Genomic DNA, 19,131 nt, shown 5'->3' on the forward strand with positions numbered 1-19,131 from the left:
CGGCACTTGTGACGGATCTGGTACGTGTTGTGCACCGCATACGGACGGTTCGCGGGAACGCGGTGTGTCCGGGGCAGCGGGTCAGATCCAGGTGTTGAACCACATCCGGCGGCGCCAGTCCTCCAGCGGGATGGTCTGCCCGGTGAACAGCGGATAGAAGAAGAGGAAGTTCCAGACGATCAGCAGGACCAGCAGTCCGGCCGCCGCGGAGCCGATGATCCGGCGGTCCCGGGAGGCGCCGGCCGGCCCGATCAGGGCGCCGATCAGCATCGTCACCGCGAGCACCAGGAACGGGACGAAGACCACCGCGTAGAAGAGGAAGATCGTCCGCTGCTGGTAGGCGAACCAGGGCAGGTAGCCGGCGGCCAGGCCGCAGAGCAGCGCGCCGGCCCGCCAGTCCCGCCGGGCCGCCCAGCGCCACAGGCAGTAGGCCAGCGCCGCGATGCCCGTCCACCACAGCAGCGGGGTGCCGATGCCCAGCACCTCGCGGGCGCAGTCGGCGGCGGTGCAGCCGGCCTGGCCGTACTTGGGGGACTCGTAGAAGAAGGACACCGGCCGGCCCAGCACCAGCCAGGACCACGGGTTGGACTGGTAGGTGTGCGGGTCGCTCAGGCCGACGTGGAACTCGTAGACCGTGGTGTGGTAGTGCCACAGCGAGCGCAGGGCCTCGGGTATCCACGGGAAGTCGGTGGAGCGGCCGACCGCCCAGTCCCGGCCCCAGCCGCCCTGGCCGGGAGCGGTGCTGCTGGCGAACCAGCCCCACCAGGACGCGATGTAGACCGCGACCGCGACCACGACCACCGAGACGAAGGCCGGCAGCACGTCCCGGGCGAGCACCGCCACGAACGGGCGCGGGGCGCCGGCCAGGCGGCGGGCGCCGACGTCCCAGAGCACCGTGAGCAGCCCGAAGGCCGCCGCGACGTACAGGCCGCTCCACTTGGTGGCGCAGGTCAGGCCGACGCAGACGCCGGCCGCGATCCGGTACGGGCGCCAGCCCAGGCCCAGCCGCTGGGCGAGCCGGGCGTCCTCGACCCCGCCCAGCCGCCGGGCCAGCAGGGCCCGGGTGCGGTCGCGGTCCAGCAGCAGGAAGCCGAAGGCGGCGAGGGTCCAGAACATCACCACCAGGTCGAGCAGGGCGGCCCGGCTGAGCACCAGGTGCAGGCCGTCCACCGCGAGCAGCAGGCCCGCCACGCAGCCCAGCAGGGTGGAGCGGAACATCCGGCGGGCGATCCGGGCCACCATCAGCACCGACAGGGTGCCGAGCAGGGCCACCGCGAACCGCCAGCCGAAGGGGTTCATGCCGAACAGCTGCTCGCCCAGGCCGATGATCCACTTGCCGACCGGCGGGTGCACCACGTACGAGGGCGTCGCCCGGTACGGGACGGCCGCGCCCGGCGTCATGATCGTGGTGTTGGCGTCCTCCGGCCAGTTGATCTCGTAGCCGCCGTGCCAGAGCGCGTACGCGTCCTTGGCGTAGTACGTCTCGTCGAAGATGATCGCGTGCGGCTGCCCCAGGTTCGTGAACCGCAGGAGGCCGGCGAAGACCGCCACCGCGACCGGACCCAGCCAGCCGGCCCAGCGGCAGAGGAAGAACCACAGGCCCTGCGGCAGCGAGACGCCCAGCCGCAGCAGCAGCGGCGACTGCGGCACGTCCCGGGGCGTCACCCGGGGGCCGTCCGGCATCGGCGGGGCCAGGCGCTCGGTGAGCGTCCCGGTGGGGCGGGCCGTGTAGCCGAACCGGGCCAGGCGCTCGCGCCAGCCGGCCGGCCCGTCCTGCGGTGGGCGGGGGGACGGCAGGCCGACGCCGCCGTACGCGGAGTGGTCCGTACCAGTGGGCGCCTGGGCCGCCGTGTCGCCGTTCATCCGCCACATCGTAGGGGCGCTCTTCGCACGCGTGTCCGCTCCCTCGGAAGCTGACCGAATCGTCACCAAAAACCCCGGGCGCCCGACAGCTGCGAGGATGGGGACCGTGACAGGAGTACTCGTTCTCGCAGGCACCCCCATCGGCGACGTCTCGGACGCCCCGCCCCGGCTCGTCGACGAACTGGCCACGGCGGACGTGATCGCGGCCGAGGACACCCGGCGGCTGCGCCGGCTCACCCAGGCACTCGGGGTGACCCCGGCGGGCCGGGTGGTCTCCTACTTCGAGGGGAACGAGGTCGGCCGCACCCCCGAACTGGTCGAGGCGCTGCTCGGCGGCGCCCGGGTGCTGCTGGTCACCGACGCCGGCATGCCCTCGGTCTCCGACCCCGGCTACCGGCTGGTCGCCGCCGCCGTGGCCGCCGACGTCAAGGTCACCGCGGTGCCCGGGCCCTCGGCGGTGCTCACCGCCCTCGCGCTGTCCGGCCTGCCGGTGGACCGCTTCACCTTCGAGGGCTTCCTGCCGCGCAAGAGCGGCGACCGGGCCCGGCAGCTCGCCTCGATCGCCGCCGAACCGCGCACCATGGTCTTCTTCGAGGCGCCGCACCGGATCGCCGAGGCGCTGACCGCGATGGCCGGGGCGTTCGGGCCGGAGCGGCCGGCCGCCGTCTGCCGCGAGCTCACCAAGACCTACGAGGAGGTCAAGCGCGGGCCGATCGGCGAGCTGGCCGCCTGGGCGGCCGAGGGCGTCAGGGGCGAGATCACCGTCGTGGTCTCCGGCGCCCCGCCGGCCGCGCCCCAGGAGCTCACCCCGGCCGAGCTGGCCCGGCTGGTGGCCGTCCGCGAGGAGGCCGGGGAGCGCCGCAAGGAGGCCATCGCGGCCGTCGCGGTGGAGCTCTCGCTGCCCAAGCGGGAGGTCTTCGACGCGGTCGTGGCGGCGAAGCGGGAAGGCCTGGAAAGCGGCCTGGGAAAGGGGTGAATTCCGGGGGTTGCGTTGCTCACGGGGAGTCGTACCGTGGAGAGAAGGCCCCGGTAAACACCAGCTGAGCTGAAGTTTCGGCCGCGCTTCCCGGACCCTGCGAGGATTTTCGTATAGGTCTGACCAACGCGCATCCAAGTCTTCACAAGCCGGGCATCGGCCGGGGCGGTCCGGGCATTTCCTGGAAGGGAAAGACCCAGCCGGACGAGCGTCCGGCGGGCGCTGGGAGACGGCCATGAGCGATGTAGTCGGTACCCCCCGCAGTGGCAGCGCACTGAGCACCGCCGGTCTGGCCGGCCGGCCGCACACTCCCGTCGAGACCGTACGGGAGGCCTACTCCTTCGCGTGCCTGCGCTGCGGGTACGGCTGGGAGCAGGCGTACGACATCGAACACCACGTGGCCAACGACGGGCACGTCGTGTTCGAGTACCACGCCAACGGCGTCCGGGTGCCGTCCCCGCTGCTCAAGCCGACCTGCCCGGGCTGCGGCGGCCACACCGTGCGGATCATGCGCGAGGGCCGGGTCGCCTCCGCCGACCAGGCCTGGCAGCACGCCCCCGGCTACCCGGCGCACGCCGAGCCGGCCGGGGCGCCCGCGGCGGCCGAGCCCACCCGGCCGCGCGGACGCTGGGCCCGGTTCTGGTCGCGGCTGCTGGGCTGACACCGGGGCGACGGAACGGGGACCGCCCCCGGCCGGGAACAACTCGGTCGAGGGCGGTCCGCGTGCCCGACTAAGCTTTCCGACCATGGCGGCCACTGCAGACCACAGCACCACCGGGGCGAGCACCCCGGCGTACTACGTTTCCACCCCGATCTACTACGTCAACGATCGCCCGCACCTCGGCCACGCGTACACCACCGTGGCGGGCGACGTCCTCACCCGCTGGCACCGCCAGCGCGGCGAGAAGGTGTGGTACCTGACCGGCACCGACGAGCACGGTCAGAAGATCATGCGGACCGCCGAGGCGAACGGCGTCAGCCCGCAGGAGTGGTGCGACAAGCTGGTCGAGGAGGCCTGGAAGCCGCTCTGGCAGCACCTGGAGATCGCCAACGACGACTTCATCCGCACCACCGAGGAGCGGCACACCGCCCGGGTGCAGGAGTTCGTCCAGGACCTGTACGACAAGGGCGAGATCTACAAGGGCGGCTACTCCGGCCCGTACTGCGTCGGCTGCGAGGAGTTCAAGCTCCCCTCCGAGCTGCTCGACGGCGCCACCGAGGACGAGAAGCTCTGCTCCGTGCACAAGCGGCCCGTCGAGTGGCTGGAGGAGGAGAACTACTTCTTCCGCCTCTCCGCCTACGGCCCGCAGCTGCTGGAGTTCTACGCGGCGAACCCGGACTTCATCCAGCCCGCCTCGGCCCGCAACGAGGTGCTGCGCTTCGTCGAGCAGGACCTCAAGGACCTCTCGATCTCCCGCTCCACCTTCGACTGGGGCGTGCCGCTGCCCTGGGACGAGAAGCACGTCCTCTACGTGTGGGTCGACGCGCTGCAGAACTACATCACCGCGGCCGGCTACGGCAGCGACCCGGAGCGCTTCGCCGAGCTGTGGCCCGCCTCGGTCCACCTCGTCGGCAAGGACATCCTGCGGTTCCACGCCGTCATCTGGCCCGCCATGCTGATGGCCGCCGGGCTGCCGCTGCCCAAGCGGGTCGTCGCCAACGGCTGGCTGATGGTCGGCGGCGAGAAGATGTCCAAGTCCAACCTGACCGGCATCGCGCCCACCGACCTCACCTCGCACTTCGGCGTGGACGCGTACCGCTACTACTTCCTGCGGGCGATCCCGTTCGGCACCGACGGCTCGTTCTCCTGGGAGGACTTCACCGCCCGGTACACCTCCGAGCTGGCCAACGACTTCGGCAACCTGGCCTCCCGGGTCGCCGCGATGGTCGGCAAGTACTTCGACGGGGTGCTGCCCGCCGCCACCGCCGCGGGCGACGCCGAGCAGGCCGTCGCCGACGGGCTGACCAGGGCCGTCGAGACGGCCGACCGGAAGATCGGCGAGGAGCTGGACTTCGCCGGCGGCCTCGCGGCGATCTTCGAGTTCGTCAAGCAGGTCAACGGCTACCTCACCGAGCAGGAGCCCTGGAAGGTCGCCAAGGACGACTCGGCCGAGGGCCGGGCCCGCCTGGCCACCATCCTCTACACCGCCGCCGAGGCGCTGCGCGCCACCGCCGTGCTGCTCAACCCGGTGATGCCGACCACCGCCGAGAAGCTGTGGGTCTCGCTGGGCGCCGAGGCCGCCGGGCTGGGCGCGCTCTCCGCGCAGACCGTCGCCACCGTCGCCGACTGGGGCCGGCTGCCCGCCGGTGCCACCGTCACCAAGGGCGAGATCCTCTTCCCGCGCCTCGAAGAGAAGCCGACCGCCTGACATGGCCGCCAAGGACGACGCCCGGTCGACCCCGCCGCCGCTGCCGGAACCCCTGGCAGTGGCGGTGGCCGACTCGCACACCCACCTCGACATGCAGTCCGGCACCCCCGCCGAGGGCCTGGCGAAGGCCGCCTCGGTCGGGGTCACCACGGTGGTCCAGGTGGGCTGCGACGTGCCCGGCTCGCGCTGGGCCGCCGAACTGGCGGCGCGGTACGAGCAGGTGCACGCGGCCGTCGCCCTGCACCCGAACGAGGCGCCGCGGATCTTCCTCGGCGACGCGGACGGCTGGTCCGGCCAGCAGCGGAAGGCCGGCGGCGCCGCCGCGCTCGACGAGGCGCTCGCCGAGATCGACCGGCTCGCCGCACTGCCGCAGGTGGTGGCGGTCGGCGAGACCGGCCTGGACTACTTCCGCACCGGGCCGGAGGGCGTGGACATCCAGAAGGAGTCGTTCCGCCGCCACATCGAGATGGCCAAGCGGCACGGCAAGGCCCTGGTCATCCACGACCGGGACGCCCACGAGGACGTCATCGCCGTCCTGCTGGCGGAGGGCGCCCCGGAGCGGACGGTCTTCCACTGCTACTCCGGCGACGCGCAGATGGCGAAGACCTGCGCCGAGCACGGCTGGTACCTCTCCTTCGCCGGCCCGGTCACCTTCAAGGCCAACCAGCCGCTGCGCGACGCCCTGCTCGCCACCCCGCTGGACCGGGTCCTGGTCGAGACCGACGCCCCCTTCCTCACCCCGCACCCGTACCGCGGCCGCCCGAACGCCCCGTACCTGATCCCGGTCACGGTGCGCTCGATGGCGGCCACCCTGGGCCTGGCCGAGGACGAGCTGTCCACGGCCATCGCGGCGAACACCGCCCGGGCCTTCGGGTACTGACGCCGGGGCCCCGGGGCCCGAGCGCGCGCTCGGGGCCGCGTCCGGATCGGCGCGTGGTCGGGCCCCGTCCGGATCGGCGCGTCCGGACGGCGGCCCCGGCGCCCGTATCCTTGGCGCGTGAGCACCACCGACCCCACCTCTGACAGCCGCCCCCAGCCTCCGGCCGGGGGGACCCCCTTGCTGGGCAGTGCCGACATCCGGGAGCTGGCGGCCGCGTTCGGCGTGAAGCCGACCAAGCAGCGCGGGCAGAACTTCGTCATCGACGGCAACACCGTGCGGCGGATCGTCCGGGCCGCCGAGGTGACGGAGCAGGACGCGGTGGTGGAGGTCGGGCCCGGGCTCGGCTCGCTCACGCTGGCGCTGCTGGAGGTCGCGCGGCACGTGACCGCGGTCGAGATCGACCCGGTGCTGGCGCGGCACCTGCCGGACACCGTCGCCGCCCGGATGCCCGGCAAGGCGGACGCCTTCGACCTGGTGTTCAGCGACGCCATGGAGGTCACCGAGCTGCCCGGCCCGGCGCCCACCGCGCTCGTCGCCAACCTCCCGTACAACGTCGCGGTGCCCGTCCTGCTGCACATGCTGGCGACCTTCCCCAGCATCGAGCGGACCCTGGTGATGGTGCAGAGCGAGGTCGCCGACCGGCTCGCCGCCAAGCCGGGCAACAAGGTGTACGGCGTCCCGTCGGTCAAGGCCAACTGGTACGCCGAGGTGAAGCGGGCCGGCGCCATCGGGCGGAACGTGTTCTGGCCCGCCCCCAACGTCGACTCCGGGCTGGTCTCGCTGATCCGCCGCGAGCCGCCGAAGACCACCGCCAGCCGCGAGGAGGTGTTCGCGGTGGTCGACGCCGCGTTCGCCCAGCGGCGCAAGACCCTGCGCGCCGCGCTGGCCGGCTGGGCGGGCTCCGCCGCCGGGGCCGAGCAGGCGCTCGCGGCGGCCGGCATCGACCACAGGCTGCGCGGCGAGATGCTGACGGTGGAGCAGTTCGCCGCGATCGCCGAGCACAAGCCCGCCCAGGCCGAGGGGGCCGAGGGGGCCGGGCAGCGGACCGGCCGGGCCGGGGCCGCCGAGCGCAAGCCGGTCCGGTCCGCGGCTGCCGAGCCCGGGGCCGCCGAGCCCGGGGCCGCCGAGCCCGCTGAGCCGGCGCCCGCGTCCGCCGAGCAGACGACCGAGGACAGCGAGTGATCACCGTACGGGTACCGGCCAAGGTCAACGTCCAGCTGGGGGTCGGCGGGCTGCGCGCCGACGGCTTCCACGACCTGGCCAACGTCTTCTTCGCCGTCGCCCTCGGGGACGAGGTCACCGCCACCGCGGCGCAGGGCGTGACGCTGAGCTGCTCCGGGCCGGACGCCGCCGCCGTCCCGCTGGACGACAGCAACCTCGCCGCCCGCGCCGCCCGGCTGCTCGCCGCCCACCACGGCATCGCCGACCCGGGCGTGCACCTGCACATCGCCAAGGCCATCCCGGTGGCCGGCGGCATGGCCGGGGGCAGCGCCGACGGCGCTGCCGCGCTGGTCGCCTGCGACGCGCTCTGGCAGCTGGACACCCCGCTCCCGGTGCTGCTGGAGCTGGCCGCCGAACTCGGCTCCGACGTGCCGTTCGCCCTGGTCGGCGGCGTCGCCCTCGGCCGCGGCCGCGGCGAGATCCTGGAGCCGCTGGCCGTCGAGGGCACCTTCCACTGGGTCTTCGCGGTCGCCGAGGGCGGCCTGTCCACCCCCGCCGTGTTCCGCGAGTGCGACCGGCTGCGCGAGGAGGCCGGCACCGGCTCCAGCGACACCGACGTCCCCACCCCGGACGCCGACCCGGCGCTGCTCGCCGCCCTCGCCGAGGGCGACCCCGTCGCCCTGGCCGCCGCCCTCGCCAACGACCTCCAGCCCGCCGCGCTCTCGCTGCGCCCCGCACTCGCCGCCACCCTGCGGGCCGGCACCGAGGCGGGCGCACTCGGGGCACTGGTCTCCGGCTCCGGGCCGACCTGCGCCTTCCTGGTCAAGGACGCCGAGGCCGCCGCCGCGGTCGCCGGGGCGCTGCGGGCCTCCGGCACCTGCCGGACCGCGCACGCCACCCACGGGCCGGTCCCGGGGGCGTCCGTCGCGGGCTGACGCGGTGAGGCCGCTGCGGCGGGCCCATTAGGCTGGGGAGATCGGGGTGTCCCGAGAGGGGCATCCGGCCGTCGAGCGGCGGGCCGCCCCGCGACCGCCGAACCCTGGAGCGCAGCACACGTGGCCGTCAACCTCGCCACCATCGAGTCCGTCACGAAGGTCTACGGCACCCGCGCCCTGCTGGACGCGGTCAGCCTGGGCGTCAGCGAGGGCGACCGGATCGGCGTCGTCGGCCGCAACGGCGACGGCAAGACCACCCTGATCCGGATGCTCGCCAAGCTGGAGGAGCCCGACGGCGGCCGGATCACCTGGAACGGCGGCCTCGAACCGGCCGTCCTCACCCAGCACGACTCGCTCGACCCGAAGGCCACCATCCGGCACGAGGTGATCGCCGGCCGGGCCGACCACGAGTGGCTCGGCGACGCCCGCATCCGCGACATCATCGAAGGCCTCTTCGGCGGCCTCGACCTGCCCGGCTTCGCCGACGGCCTGGACACCGTCATCGGCCCGCTCTCCGGCGGCGAGCGCCGCCGGATCGCCCTCGCCAAGCTGCTGCTCGGCTCGCCCGAGCTGATCATCCTGGACGAGCCCACCAACCACCTCGACGTTGAGGGCATCAACTGGCTCGCCCAGCACCTGCAGAAGCGCCGCTCCGCGCTCGTCTGCGTCACCCACGACCGCTGGTTCCTCGACCAGGTCTGCACCCGGATGTGGGACGTCCAGAACGGCGAGGTGCACGAGTACGAGGGCGGCTACTCCGACTACGTCTTCGCCCGCGCCGAGCGCTCCCGGATCGAGGCCGTCGAGGAGCAGAAGCGCCAGAACATGGCCCGCAAGGAGCTGGCCTGGCTGCGCCGCGGCGCCCCCGCCCGCACCTCCAAGCCGCGCTACCGGATCGAGGCCGCCAACGCCCTGATCGCGGACGTGCCGGACCCGCGCGACAAGTCCGAGCTGATGAAGTTCGCCAACGCGCGGCTCGGGAAGACCGTCTTCGAGCTGGAGGGTGTGACCGTCACGGCCGGCCCGAAGCTGCTGCTGGAGAACCTCACCTGGCAGCTCGGCCCCGGCGACCGGATCGGCCTGCTCGGCGTCAACGGCGCCGGCAAGACCTCGCTGCTGCGCGCGATGCGCGACGCGTACGCCTCCGAGGGCGACGTCCAGCCGACGTCGGGCGTCATCAAGGTCGGCAAGACCGTGCGGCTGGCCTACCTGTCGCAGGAGGTCGCCGAACTGGACCCGGCGACCCGGGTGCTCCAGGCCGTCGAGCAGGTCCGCTCGCGGGTCGACCTCGGCAAGGGCCGGGAGATGAGCGCCGGCCAGCTGTGCGAGCAGTTCGGCTTCGGCAAGGACAAGCAGTGGACGCCGGTCGGCGACCTGTCCGGTGGCGAGCGGCGCCGCCTCCAGCTGCTGCGGCTGCTGATGGACGAGCCCAACGTGCTGTTCCTGGACGAGCCCACCAACGACCTGGACATCGAGACGCTCAACCAGCTGGAGGACCTCCTCGACGGCTGGCCCGGCTCGATGGTCGTCATCAGCCACGACCGCTTCTTCATCGAGCGCACCACGGACACCGTCCACGCGCTGCTCGGCGACAAGAAGATGCGGATGCTGCCGAACGGCGTCGACGAGTACCTGGAGCGCCGGGCCAGGATGGCCGCCGCGGCCACCGCCGCCGCTCAGGCCGGCGCCGCCGCCCCGACCGCCACGGCCGTCGCGGAGGACGGGGGCGCGGCCCCCGCGCTGTCCGGCGGGGACCTGCGGGCGGCGAAGAAGGAGATGCAGAAGCTGGAGCGGCAGATCGCCAAGCTGGACGAGAAGGAGTCCAAGCTGCACGCCCAACTCGCCGAGCACGCCGCCGACTTCTCCAAGGTCGCGGAGCTGGACGCGCAGCTGCGTGCGGTCCGGGACGAGAAGGAGGAGCTGGAGATGGGCTGGCTGGAGCTGGCCGAGCAGGTCTGAGCTAGTCGTCCGGTCGGGTACGGAGGAGCGCTTCGAGCTCCTCCGCCGCACGGCCCAGTGCGCTGCGCGTCGGGTCGTGCGGGGCGGGTGTTGCGACTGTCGGGGTCGCCGTGGCTGCCGGGGACGTCGGGGGTGTCGGCGCGCTTGGGGCCGTCGGCGGGCGGTGCGCGCGGGCGCTGGCGGTCAGTTCGTCCAACGCGCGCCGCACCCGGTCGACCTCGGCCGGGTCCGGCACCCGGCCGCCGTACCGGATCTGCGCCGCGAAGGCCGCCACCGCGCCGCCCAGCCGCTCCAGCGCCGCCGTCGCCGGCAGCCACCGCTCGGCCAGCCGGCCGGTGGGCGGCGGCTCGGCCAGCCCCTGCTGCACCTCCCGGCGGGCATCCGCCAGCGCCCGGTAGGCCGTACGGCGCAGCCACACCTGGGCGGTTCCGGTCCGGCCGCCGTCCTGGCCGCTGTTCGGGCCGTCGTCCGGGCCGTCGTCCTGGCCGGCGCCGCGGACGACGGCGTCCAGGTAGGCCCGCAGCGCCGTCGTCGCGTCGACCAGCCTGGGCTCGATCCGGTGGCGCGGGCGCTCCGGCCACAGCAGGTAGCCGAAGAGCAGCACGATCGCGCTGGCCAGCACGGTGTCCAGGACCCGGGGCCAGAACTCGGCGGCGCTGCTCTGCCCGCCGAGCTGGAGCAGGACCAGCGCCATCGGCGTCATCACCACGGTGTTCAGCCCGTAGTGCGCCGCCGTGGCGTACGGGAGCAGGGCCACGCAGCCGGCGGCCATCGCGGTCAGCGCCCACTCGTCGGTGGTGGCCATGAGCAGAGCCGCGGTCACCGCCACCCCGAGCACCGTGCCGACCGAGCGGCTCACCGCGCGCAGGAACACCGAGCCGAGGTCCGGCTTCAGCACGAAGGCGATCGTCATCGGCACCCAGTAGCTCTTGCTGAGCGGGTAGTTGGCGGTGACCGCCGAACCGACCGCGATGCACAGCGCGACCCGCAGCCCGTACCGGACCGACCCCCGGGACAGCAGCCGCACCCGCAGCCGCCAGGGGTCCGGCGGCGGCGCGGGGGCGGTGCCGAGCCGGGTGTCGCGGCCGGCCACGGTATCGGCGGCGGCGCGCAGGGCCACGTCCAGGGCCTGCCGCGAGGGGGTGTCGGGCCGCCAGTCGGGGACGGCGACCTCGCCGCCGCCCCGCCGCACGGCGGCCGCCAGCCGGTTCGGCACCTCGGCCACCTCGGGCGGGACCGGGCGGCGCGCCCACAGCAGGCCGGTCGCCGCCTCGGTGGCGGCGAGGGCCGCCTCGTACATCCGGGCCCGGCGGTCCTGCCTGCTTCGGCGGTCCTGCCGTTCCCGGCGGTCACTCCGATGCGTGCCGAGGAGGTCCTGGAGCTGGTTCAGGCGGGCCGTCAACACCTGGCGCGAGGCCCCCGCCCGCGGGCCGCCCAGGTCGGCGAGAGTACGGCCGAGCGCGTTGTACGCGGCGGCCAGCGCCCGGTTGCGCGGATCCGCGGCAGGCCGGTTCGGCGCACCCGCCGGCAGCCCGAGCAGCACCACGAACGCGGCCCCGACCGGCAGCATCGGCGCCGCCGCCCACCACGGCTGCGGCAACGGCATCCCACTGCCCAGCGCCGCCGACACCAGCAGCAGCATCCCCGCCGCCGAACCGCGCGGACCGGTCGCACTCAGCGCACCCGAGGCGAAAGCGGTCAGTGTCAGCACGACACCCAGGACGAGGCCGTCCGCGTCCGCGTGCTGGAGCGCGGTGCCGATCAGCATGCCGAGCGCCGAGGCGAGGACCGCCGTCCCGATCCGGGCGGCCCGCAACCTGCCCGGCTCGGCCCGGTCGTTCATCGTCGCGTGCATCGCCCCGAGCCCCGCGAACACCCCCAGATCCAGCCGGTGCACCAGCAGCCCCACCGCCAACGGCACCGCCATGCCCACCGCCGCCCGCACCATCAGCGCCACCGGCACCGGCGGCCGCGCGGGCCGCGCGGCACGGGCCCACCAGGGGGAAGGGGAGACGTCGGGAGAGCTCACGCGGTCACGTCCGTTCTGCGGCCTGGGGTCGCTGCTGTGCGACATTGCGCGGCAGATGGGGCGTACCGGGTCAGTCTACCCAGGCCGTCCGCGGCGGCTCCCACATGTCAAGTTCGTACCGATCGCGTACGGGCGGGCCAAGGTCCCTGCCGGTCCGACAGAGGCGATGGCTACGATGACGGAGGCGGAAACCGTCCACAGGGCGGACGGTGTACCGACCAGGACGGTACGACCCAGAAGTTGACGGTGTGTTGCGGAACGCGGCCGCCCGGGACGCCCCGGGCGCGGCGGGCCGTACGGGGGAGAGGTGAACTGCCGTGGCAGGCAATGGTGCAACTAGTTCGGGGACGCCGACTCCGTCAGCGAGTCCGTCGCCCAGTCCTACGCCGACACCCTCGGCGAGTCCTACGCCCAGCCCGTCGCCGAGCCCGGCCCCGAGCCCTACGACGACTGCCGCGCCCAGCCCTTCGGCCAACCCCGCGCCCAGCGCGTCGGGGACCGACCCGGGCAGCCAGGCGCCTGCGAACGACTCGGCACCGTTCATGCTGGACCAGAAGCTCCCGTGGCCGCTGGGCGGGATCAACATCGCCCCCGTCGTCAGCACGGTGCAGACCAACGTCAGCGCCAGTGACCTGGTGGCGGCCTTCGGGAAGCAGAACGTCCAGGTCGAGCTCGACACGCTCACGACGTTCGTGGGCAAGATCGAGGCCCTGCTCGCCGCGATGGAGGGCTCGCCGGCCGCGCCGTACAAGCTCCAGGAGCAGAAGCTGACGGGCAAGAGCTTCGCGAGCGCGGAGTTCGCCGAGGCGACGGCGCTGACCACCGCCTACGGGAAGGTGCACGCCCAGCTCGTCCAGCTGCACAAGGACTTCGTGTCGCAGATCCAGGCGATGCAGACGGCGGTTACGCGGACGGCCAGCATCTACGCGACCAACGAGGACCACACGACGGCCGCGCAGAATGCCGTCGCGAAGAACGCGGGTGTCACCACGTCGGCACCTGGATCGGGCGACGGAAAGTACTGATGGCGGTCTGGGGAGAGTCCTACGGGGAGACGGGGAGCAAGTAGTGTCAGGCAGCACGAACTTCGAAAGCATGGAACACGCCCACCTGCGGAAGATGGTGGACAGCACGGACCCGACGACGGTCCTCAGTCGCGGCACCCAGCTGCAGTCGGCCGGGCGGGTGCTGAAGGAACTGAGCGCGGCGCTCAAGTCGCATGTCGGCAACGTCACCTGGGAAGGTCCGGCTGCCGAGAGCTTCAAGACCTGGGTGAACAACCTCCAGCAGTCGGCGCAGATCATCGGTGACCACGCCACGACCGCGGGCGATGCGATGCACCAGGCCGGGGAGGCACTCAGCACCGCCAAGGTCGCTGTGCCGGAGCCTCCGCAGACGGAGATCCAGGCGGTCGACAGGCACAACAGCCAGTCGAACCTGCTCAATGTTCCCCAGCTTGCCGTCGGCCAGACCGTCGACGAGTACATGAAGACGGTCAACCCCAAGTGGGTGACGTCGACGGAGTACGTCCAGGCGAAGGCGAAGGTCGAGAAGGAGCACCAGGAGGCCGTTCTCCAGATGGAGAAGCTGGCCCAGGCGTACAGCGCGGCGACGACGACGCTGAACGGGATTCCGTCGGACGTGGTGCTGCCCGGGACACCTGGTGACGGCACCGGCAAGGACGATGCGTCAACTGTTACGGGTGGCAGCGGTGGCTCGGTAGGCTCTGGCGGCCCCGTCCGCAATCCGCGTTCGGGCGGCGGAAACGTCGGCGGTGGCTCCGACCCGTCCGGTGGGGGCGGCTACGGCGGCGGAAAGGTCCTGCCCCGTGACCCGGGCTCGGACGGCCCCGGCCCGTCCAACCCGGGCAACACCCCGCCCCCGCCGCACGGTGGCGGCGGCCAGCTGCCGCCCGCGCCGCAGGACCCGGGGACCTCGACCCCGCCGTCGTACCCGTCGGACCCGGTCAACCGTCCGGGCACCGACCTCAACAGCCTGCCCACCCTGCCGACCCTGCCCACGCAGACCGGCCCGTACGGCCCCGGCGGCGGCCAGCTGCCGACGGACGGACCGACCACCCTGCCCGGCTACCCGAACGGGCCGAGTGGCCCGGGCGGCGGGCCCGGCGTTCCCGGTGGCGGCCCGGTCACGGGCTTCCCGGGTGGACCGGGCGGCGGCACCGTCCCGACCAAGGGCGGCGGCAGCGGGTACGTCCCGGGCAAGGGCGGCGGCCAGATCCCGGTGCGCACGACCCCGTTCGGTGGCGGCCCCGGGCAGGGGAGGAGCGGCACCCCCGGCCTGCCCAGTGGGACGGTCTTCGGCGCCCGTGAGGCGGGGCCGGGCGGCGGCGGCCGGGTCGGTGGTCCCGGGGGCATGGGTGGCGGCATGCACCCCGGCATGGGCGGTGCCCACGGCGGTGCGGTCGGCGCCGGCGGAGGCTCGCGCGGCCGGGGCCTGTCCTCGACCACGGGTGGCACGGTCGGTGGCCGCAAGGGCCCGGCGGCCGGCGGGGAGTTCACGCCGGGTGGTACCGGTCTGCGCAACCGCGCGGCGGGTGCTGGCGAGGGCGGCCCCCAGGCCAGGCAGAACGGCATGATGGCCCCCGGAGCGGCGGGCCACGGCGGCCGGAAGGAGCGCGACCGCCGCCAGCGGGCCGACTACCTGCACGAGGACGAGGAGACCTGGACCAGCGGTACGCCGCACAGCAATCCGGACGTGATTGAGTAGGACGGCAACGACTGCCCGGCCACTGGGCATCCCCAGTGGCCGGGCAGTCACGTTCAGGGCACTGGTCTTGCTGACGGGGACATTGACGAGGAGTTGTGATGGGGCGGACGAACGCGCGGGCGCGTTGGCGGGCTGCTGCTGCGGCGCTTCTGGCGGCGGGAATCGTGGTCGGCCCGGTCGCAGCACCCGCGGTTGCCGAGGACACGATCCAGCAGCAGCAGTGGCATCTGGAGGCGATGCACGCTCCGGAGATGTGGAAGGTCACCAAGGGGCGGGGCATCACTGTCGCGGTGATCGACAGCGGGTTCAAGCTGGATCATCCTGACCTGGAGGGGCAGTTCCTGCCGGGCCAGGACTTCAGCGGAAGCCCCGGAGGTGTGGGTTCGGCCGCGGACGGCCATGGCACGGGTATGTCCAGCCTCATCGCCGGAACGGGCAAGGGAAACGGGGGGACGGGTGCGCTGGGGTTGGCGCCGGGTGTCAAGGTACTTCCGTTGAAGATCAACACCGGCAAGGTCGGCTCAATCGTCTCGACTGATTTCCTTGGTCAGATCGGGCAGGCCATCAGCTATGCGGTCGATCAGGGCGCCAAGGTCATCAATATTTCGCAGGGGATTGACGCGGTAACGGCCTACCCGGCGGACGTCACGAAACTGAACGGGATCATCGCGGCAGCCAGGGACAAGGGAGTCCTAGTATTCGCCAGCGTCGGAAATGAAGCCGAGAAGGGGAATCCGGTCGAGTATCCCGGAGCGCTTCCCGGGGTGGTCGGCGTGGGAGCTTCGGATCGAAATGGCACTGTTACGGCGGAGTCCGAACGGGGCCCCCAGGTGGTGTTTGTCGCGCCTGGCATGGATATGATCGCGGCTTGCACCTCACCCACGGGCTATTGCAAGAGTCACGGGACCTCTGACTCGACCGCGATGGTGTCGGCCTCGGCGGCATTGGTGTGGGCGGCGCATCCGGACTGGACGGGGAACCAGGTCCTGCGGGTGCTCATCAATACCGCAGGGAAGGCGAATGACGGGTCCGGTCGCAATGACCTCATCGGTTTCGGTGCGGTGCGGCCGCGTATTGCTTTGACGGATCCGGGAGATCCTGGTCCCGCGAACGTGTCACCGCTCCCGGTTGGCACGCCTGCACCGTCGGGGGCCCCGTCGCCTTCGGCGACCGCGCCTGCTGCTGGGTCTGCGGTGCCGATCCCGGTCGAGACTCCGACCGATGTGGCCGCCGGTGCGCCGTCGGTGCAGCCGAAGGCTGAGGCGTCCTCGGGTTCCGGCAGTGCGTTGCCGATCGTGGCGGGTGTGGTGGCCGGGTTGGTGCTGGTGGCCGGTGTGGTGTTCGCGGTGGTGCGGCGTCGGAAGTCGGCCGCGCAGCCGGACGTGGCCCAGGTGCCGCCGCTGCCGTCGCAGCAGCCGATGGGGGCGATGCCGCCGGCTCCGCCGTCGTACCAGCCGCCGGTGCCGCCGGAGGACAATCCGTACGCGAGGTAGTTCACGTTGTTGGGGGAACGCGGGATGTGGGGTCGTCGGCTTGTGGCCCTGGGGGTTGTGAGCCTGAGCGTGGTGGGGAGTGCGGTGACACCGGCTGCCGCCGATGGCTCGATTCGTGCTGATCAGTGGCACCTGGACGCGATGCACGCACCTGAGGTGTGGAAGGTTTCCAGGGGCCAGGGCATCACTGTCGCGGTGATCGATGGCGGGTTCAAGCTGGACCATCCGGACCTCGTGGGACAGCTCCTCCCTGGTAAGGACTTCAGTGAGAGCCCGGGCGGCGTCGGCTCGTACGCTGACGGTCACGGTACGGCGATGGCGGGCCTCGTCGCAGGATCCGGAAAGGCCAGTGGCGGCACGGGGGCGTACGGCCTTGCTCCTGCTGCCAAGGTCCTTCCACTGAAAATCAATAACGGGTCCGTAGGGGCCGTGGTTTCGACGGATTTTCTGGGGCAGATCGGGCAGGCTGTCACGTATGCGGTCGAGCAGGGTGCCAAGGTCGTCAATATCTCGCAGGGAATCTCTGCCGTCACCGCATCTCCTGCTGACGCGGAGAAGCTGAGCAAGACCCTGGCCTGGGCGCGGGCGAAGGGTGTTCTGGTGTTCTCCAGTGTGGGTAACTCCTACCAGTCAGGAAATCTTCTCGAGTATCCGAGCGGCCTGCCGAACGTGGTCGGGGTGGGCGCGATCGACCGCAACGCCACCGTGACTTTGGAGTCCCAGCAGGGGGCGCAGGTCATTCTCTCCGCGCCTGGTGTTGACATCGTCGAGGCATGCACCGGGAATACCGGGTACTGCAAGGGCCATGGCACATCGGACTCTTCTGCTCTGGCTTCAGCCTCGGCCGCATTGATCTGGTCCGTGCACAAGGACTGGACCGCGAATCAGGTCCTGCGGGTCCTCATTAATACCGCGGGGAAGCCGAACGACGGTTCCGATCGCAACAACATCATTGGTTATGGCGTTGTCCGGCCGCGTATCGCGTTGACGGATCCGGGGGACCCGGGTCCGGCGGATGTTTCGCCGGTTCCGGGTGATGCGGCGACACCATCGTCGGTTCCGTCGCCTTCGGCAACCGCCTCGGCTGCCGCATCTGCTGTTCCAGGCCAGGCCGGAAGCCCGACCGATGTGGCTGCCGGTGCGCCATCGGCGCGGCCGAAGGCTGAGGCATCGTCGGGTTCGGGCAGTGCGTTGCCGATCGTGGGGGGTGTGGCGGCCGGGTTGGTGTTGGTGGCCGGTGTGGTGTTCGCAGTGGTGCGGCGCCGGAAGCCGGCCGTACAGCCCGAGGCGGTTCGGGTGCAGTCGGAGGGCAACCCGTACGCGAGGTAGGTCACGTTGTTGGGGGAGTACGGGATGTGGGTTCGTCGGCTTGTGGCTCTGGGGGCTGTGAGCCTGTGCGTGGTGGGGGCCGCGGTGCCGCCGGCTGTCGCAGATGGCTCGATTCGTGCTGATCAGTGGCACCTGGACGCGATGCACGCTCCGGAGATGTGGAAGGTCTCCCAAGGGGCGAACATCACAGTTGCGGTGATCGACGGCGGCTTCAAGTTGGATCACCCGGATTTGGCAGGGCAGTTCCTGCCGGGGCAGGATTTCAGTGGGAGTGCAGGCGGGGTCGGTTCTTATGGTGATCCCCATGGCACGCTGATGGCAGGTCTCATTGCGGGGACAGGAAAGGCCAACGGGGGCAAAGGCGCGTACGGCTTGGTGCCAGGAGCCAAGATCCTTCCCCTGAAGATCAATAACGGCTCGGTGGGGAGTCTTGTCTCGGCTGATTTTCTGGACCAGGTCGGGAAGGCCGTCGACTTCGCTGCCAGCCAGGGGGCCAAGATCATCAGCATTTCCCAAGGGATGAACTCGGTCACCGCCACTGAGGAGAATGTGGCCAAGCTGAATCGCATTCTTGCGTCTGCGAGGGCGAAGGGATCACTGGTCTTCGCGGCTGCCGGGAATGAGGCGCAGTCGGGGAATCCGGTCGACTATCCCGGGGCTCTTCCGAACGTCGTCGGCATCGGTGCGATCGACCGCAACGGAACCGTCACGTCGGAATCCTCCTACGGGCCGCAGGTGGCTCTTGTCGCCCCGGGGATGGACACGATCGGGGCCTGTACGACGCCGTCCGGGTACTGCAAGGGCCACGGCTCATCGGATGCGACCGCGCTGGCTTCCGCTTCGGCGGCGTTGATCTGGTCGGTGCATCCGGACTGGTCTCCCAACCAGGTCCTGCGGGTCCTCATCAATACGGCGAGCAGGCCGAACGGGGGAACGGTTCGCACGGACGATGCCGGCTGGGGTGCGGTGCGGCCGCGTATCGCGTTGACGGATCCGGGGGATCCCGGCCCCGCTGACGTGTCGCCGCTTCCGGCTGACGCGGTTGTGCCGTCGGTGGCTCCGTCGCCTTCGGCGAGTGCGCCCGCTCCTGCGCCAGTGCTGCCGAGTCCGGCCGAGGTGGCCGTTGGTGTGCCGTCGGCGCCGCCGAAGGCTGAGGTGGCGTCGGGTTCGGGCAGTGGTGCGGTGCCGGTCGTCGCGGGGGTGGTGGCCGGGTTGGTGTTGGTGGCGGGGGTGGTGTTCGCGGTGGTGCGGCGGCGGAAGTCGGCTGTGCGGCCTCGGGTGGCTCAGGTGTCGCTGGTGCCGCCGCCGGACCTGCCGTCGTACCGGCCGCAGGTGCCGCCGGAGGACAACCCGTACGCGAGGTAGCCGGGTTGCCGCGTTGCCGGGCAGCCGCGCAGGCGGGTCGGCAGA

Annotated in this window: 14 protein-coding genes; 12 read left to right on the top strand and 2 right to left on the bottom strand. The window is 72.1% G+C overall.

The window, feature by feature from the left end:
* Window positions 1-81 precede the first annotated feature (81 nt).
* Entirely contained in the window at window positions 82-1,863 is a 1,782-nt protein-coding gene (locus ACLWS4_RS24785; RefSeq protein ID WP_082345966.1) for a dolichyl-phosphate-mannose--protein mannosyltransferase, read from the bottom strand.
* Between the two features lie 106 nt (window positions 1,864-1,969).
* On the opposite strand from ACLWS4_RS24785, the gene rsmI reads away from it, so the two are divergent.
* The 7 genes from rsmI (at window position 1,970) to ACLWS4_RS24820 (ending at window position 10,143) form a co-directional block, all read left to right on the top strand.
* A complete protein-coding gene (rsmI, locus tag ACLWS4_RS24790; RefSeq protein ID WP_416875251.1) occupies window positions 1,970-2,839 on the top strand; it encodes a 16S rRNA (cytidine(1402)-2'-O)-methyltransferase in 870 nt (289 codons plus the stop codon).
* A 235-nt stretch (window positions 2,840-3,074) separates the two neighbouring features.
* Window positions 3,075-3,500 carry a hypothetical protein gene (locus tag ACLWS4_RS24795; protein ID WP_181970659.1) on the top strand — a complete coding sequence of 142 codons (426 nt, stop codon included), beginning with the start codon at window positions 3,075-3,077 and terminating at the stop codon, window positions 3,498-3,500.
* A gap of 85 nt (window positions 3,501-3,585) precedes the next feature.
* Window positions 3,586-5,208 (top strand): methionine--tRNA ligase, encoded by a 1,623-nt coding sequence (gene metG / locus ACLWS4_RS24800; protein WP_375876017.1) that lies wholly within the window; start codon window positions 3,586-3,588, stop codon window positions 5,206-5,208.
* A 1-nt stretch (window position 5,209) separates the two neighbouring features.
* Window positions 5,210-6,088 carry a TatD family hydrolase gene (locus ACLWS4_RS24805; RefSeq protein ID WP_416875252.1) on the top strand — a complete coding sequence of 293 codons (879 nt, stop codon included), beginning with the start codon at window positions 5,210-5,212 and terminating at the stop codon, window positions 6,086-6,088.
* 117 nt (window positions 6,089-6,205) lie between these two features.
* Window positions 6,206-7,270 (top strand): 16S rRNA (adenine(1518)-N(6)/adenine(1519)-N(6))-dimethyltransferase RsmA, encoded by a 1,065-nt coding sequence (gene rsmA, locus ACLWS4_RS24810; RefSeq protein ID WP_380740786.1) that lies wholly within the window; start codon window positions 6,206-6,208, stop codon window positions 7,268-7,270.
* Complete coding sequence (locus tag ACLWS4_RS24815) at window positions 7,267-8,184, top strand: 4-(cytidine 5'-diphospho)-2-C-methyl-D-erythritol kinase (protein ID WP_074001277.1); 918 nt, start codon at window positions 7,267-7,269, stop codon at window positions 8,182-8,184. The genes rsmA and ACLWS4_RS24815 overlap by 4 nt, the downstream gene beginning before the upstream one ends.
* 120 nt (window positions 8,185-8,304) lie before the next feature.
* Complete coding sequence (locus tag ACLWS4_RS24820; protein WP_375876020.1) at window positions 8,305-10,143, top strand: ABC-F family ATP-binding cassette domain-containing protein; 1,839 nt, start codon at window positions 8,305-8,307, stop codon at window positions 10,141-10,143.
* A 1-nt stretch (window position 10,144) separates the two neighbouring features.
* Here ACLWS4_RS24820 and ACLWS4_RS24825 read toward each other — a convergent pair whose 3' ends face one another.
* Window positions 10,145-12,172, bottom strand: a complete 2,028-nt coding sequence (locus tag ACLWS4_RS24825; RefSeq protein WP_416875253.1) for an FUSC family protein — start codon at window positions 12,170-12,172, stop codon at window positions 10,145-10,147.
* Between the two features lie 542 nt (window positions 12,173-12,714).
* Between ACLWS4_RS24825 and ACLWS4_RS24830 the strand changes: the two genes are divergently transcribed.
* The 5 genes from ACLWS4_RS24830 to ACLWS4_RS24850 all read left to right on the top strand — a co-directional run bounded on the left by ACLWS4_RS24830 (window position 12,715) and on the right by ACLWS4_RS24850 (window position 19,086).
* Window positions 12,715-13,197: a hypothetical protein gene (locus ACLWS4_RS24830; protein WP_117489285.1), complete on the top strand. Its 483-nt coding sequence runs from the start codon at window positions 12,715-12,717 to the stop codon at window positions 13,195-13,197.
* Window positions 13,198-13,267: 70 nt separating this feature from the next.
* Complete coding sequence (locus ACLWS4_RS24835; protein WP_416875254.1) at window positions 13,268-14,899, top strand: WXG100 family type VII secretion target; 1,632 nt, start codon at window positions 13,268-13,270, stop codon at window positions 14,897-14,899.
* A 98-nt stretch (window positions 14,900-14,997) separates the two neighbouring features.
* The gene (locus tag ACLWS4_RS24840) at window positions 14,998-16,392 is read left to right on the top strand and encodes a S8 family serine peptidase (RefSeq protein WP_416875255.1); all 1,395 of its coding nucleotides are present in this window, start codon (window positions 14,998-15,000) and stop codon (window positions 16,390-16,392) included.
* A gap of 57 nt (window positions 16,393-16,449) precedes the next feature.
* Window positions 16,450-17,721 (top strand): S8 family serine peptidase, encoded by a 1,272-nt coding sequence (locus ACLWS4_RS24845; protein ID WP_416875256.1) that lies wholly within the window; start codon window positions 16,450-16,452, stop codon window positions 17,719-17,721.
* Window positions 17,722-17,877: 156 nt separating this feature from the next.
* Window positions 17,878-19,086, top strand: a complete 1,209-nt coding sequence (locus tag ACLWS4_RS24850; RefSeq protein WP_416875257.1) for a S8 family serine peptidase — start codon at window positions 17,878-17,880, stop codon at window positions 19,084-19,086.
* The last annotated feature ends 45 nt before the right edge of the window (window positions 19,087-19,131 follow it).

The sequence above is a fragment of the Kitasatospora sp. SC0581 genome (assembly GCF_048159585.1).
Classification (GTDB): domain Bacteria; phylum Actinomycetota; class Actinomycetes; order Streptomycetales; family Streptomycetaceae; genus Kitasatospora.

What these genes read in the sequence shown, in the direction of transcription:
- ACLWS4_RS24830 (WP_117489285.1), top strand. Translation starts at nt 12,715, where the DNA reads ATGCTGGACCAGAAGCTCCCGTGGCCGCTGGGCGGGATCAACATCGCC.
- metG (WP_375876017.1), top strand. Translation starts at nt 3,586, where the DNA reads ATGGCGGCCACTGCAGACCACAGCACCACCGGGGCGAGCACCCCGGCG.
- ACLWS4_RS24835 (WP_416875254.1), top strand. Translation starts at nt 13,268, where the DNA reads ATGGAACACGCCCACCTGCGGAAGATGGTGGACAGCACGGACCCGACG.
- ACLWS4_RS24850 (WP_416875257.1), top strand. Translation starts at nt 17,878, where the DNA reads ATGTGGAAGGTCTCCCAAGGGGCGAACATCACAGTTGCGGTGATCGAC.
- ACLWS4_RS24785 (WP_082345966.1), bottom strand. Translation starts at nt 1,863, where the DNA reads ATGAACGGCGACACGGCGGCCCAGGCGCCCACTGGTACGGACCACTCC.
- ACLWS4_RS24795 (WP_181970659.1), top strand. Translation starts at nt 3,075, where the DNA reads ATGAGCGATGTAGTCGGTACCCCCCGCAGTGGCAGCGCACTGAGCACC.
- ACLWS4_RS24805 (WP_416875252.1), top strand. Translation starts at nt 5,210, where the DNA reads ATGGCCGCCAAGGACGACGCCCGGTCGACCCCGCCGCCGCTGCCGGAA.
- ACLWS4_RS24840 (WP_416875255.1), top strand. Translation starts at nt 14,998, where the DNA reads ATGGGGCGGACGAACGCGCGGGCGCGTTGGCGGGCTGCTGCTGCGGCG.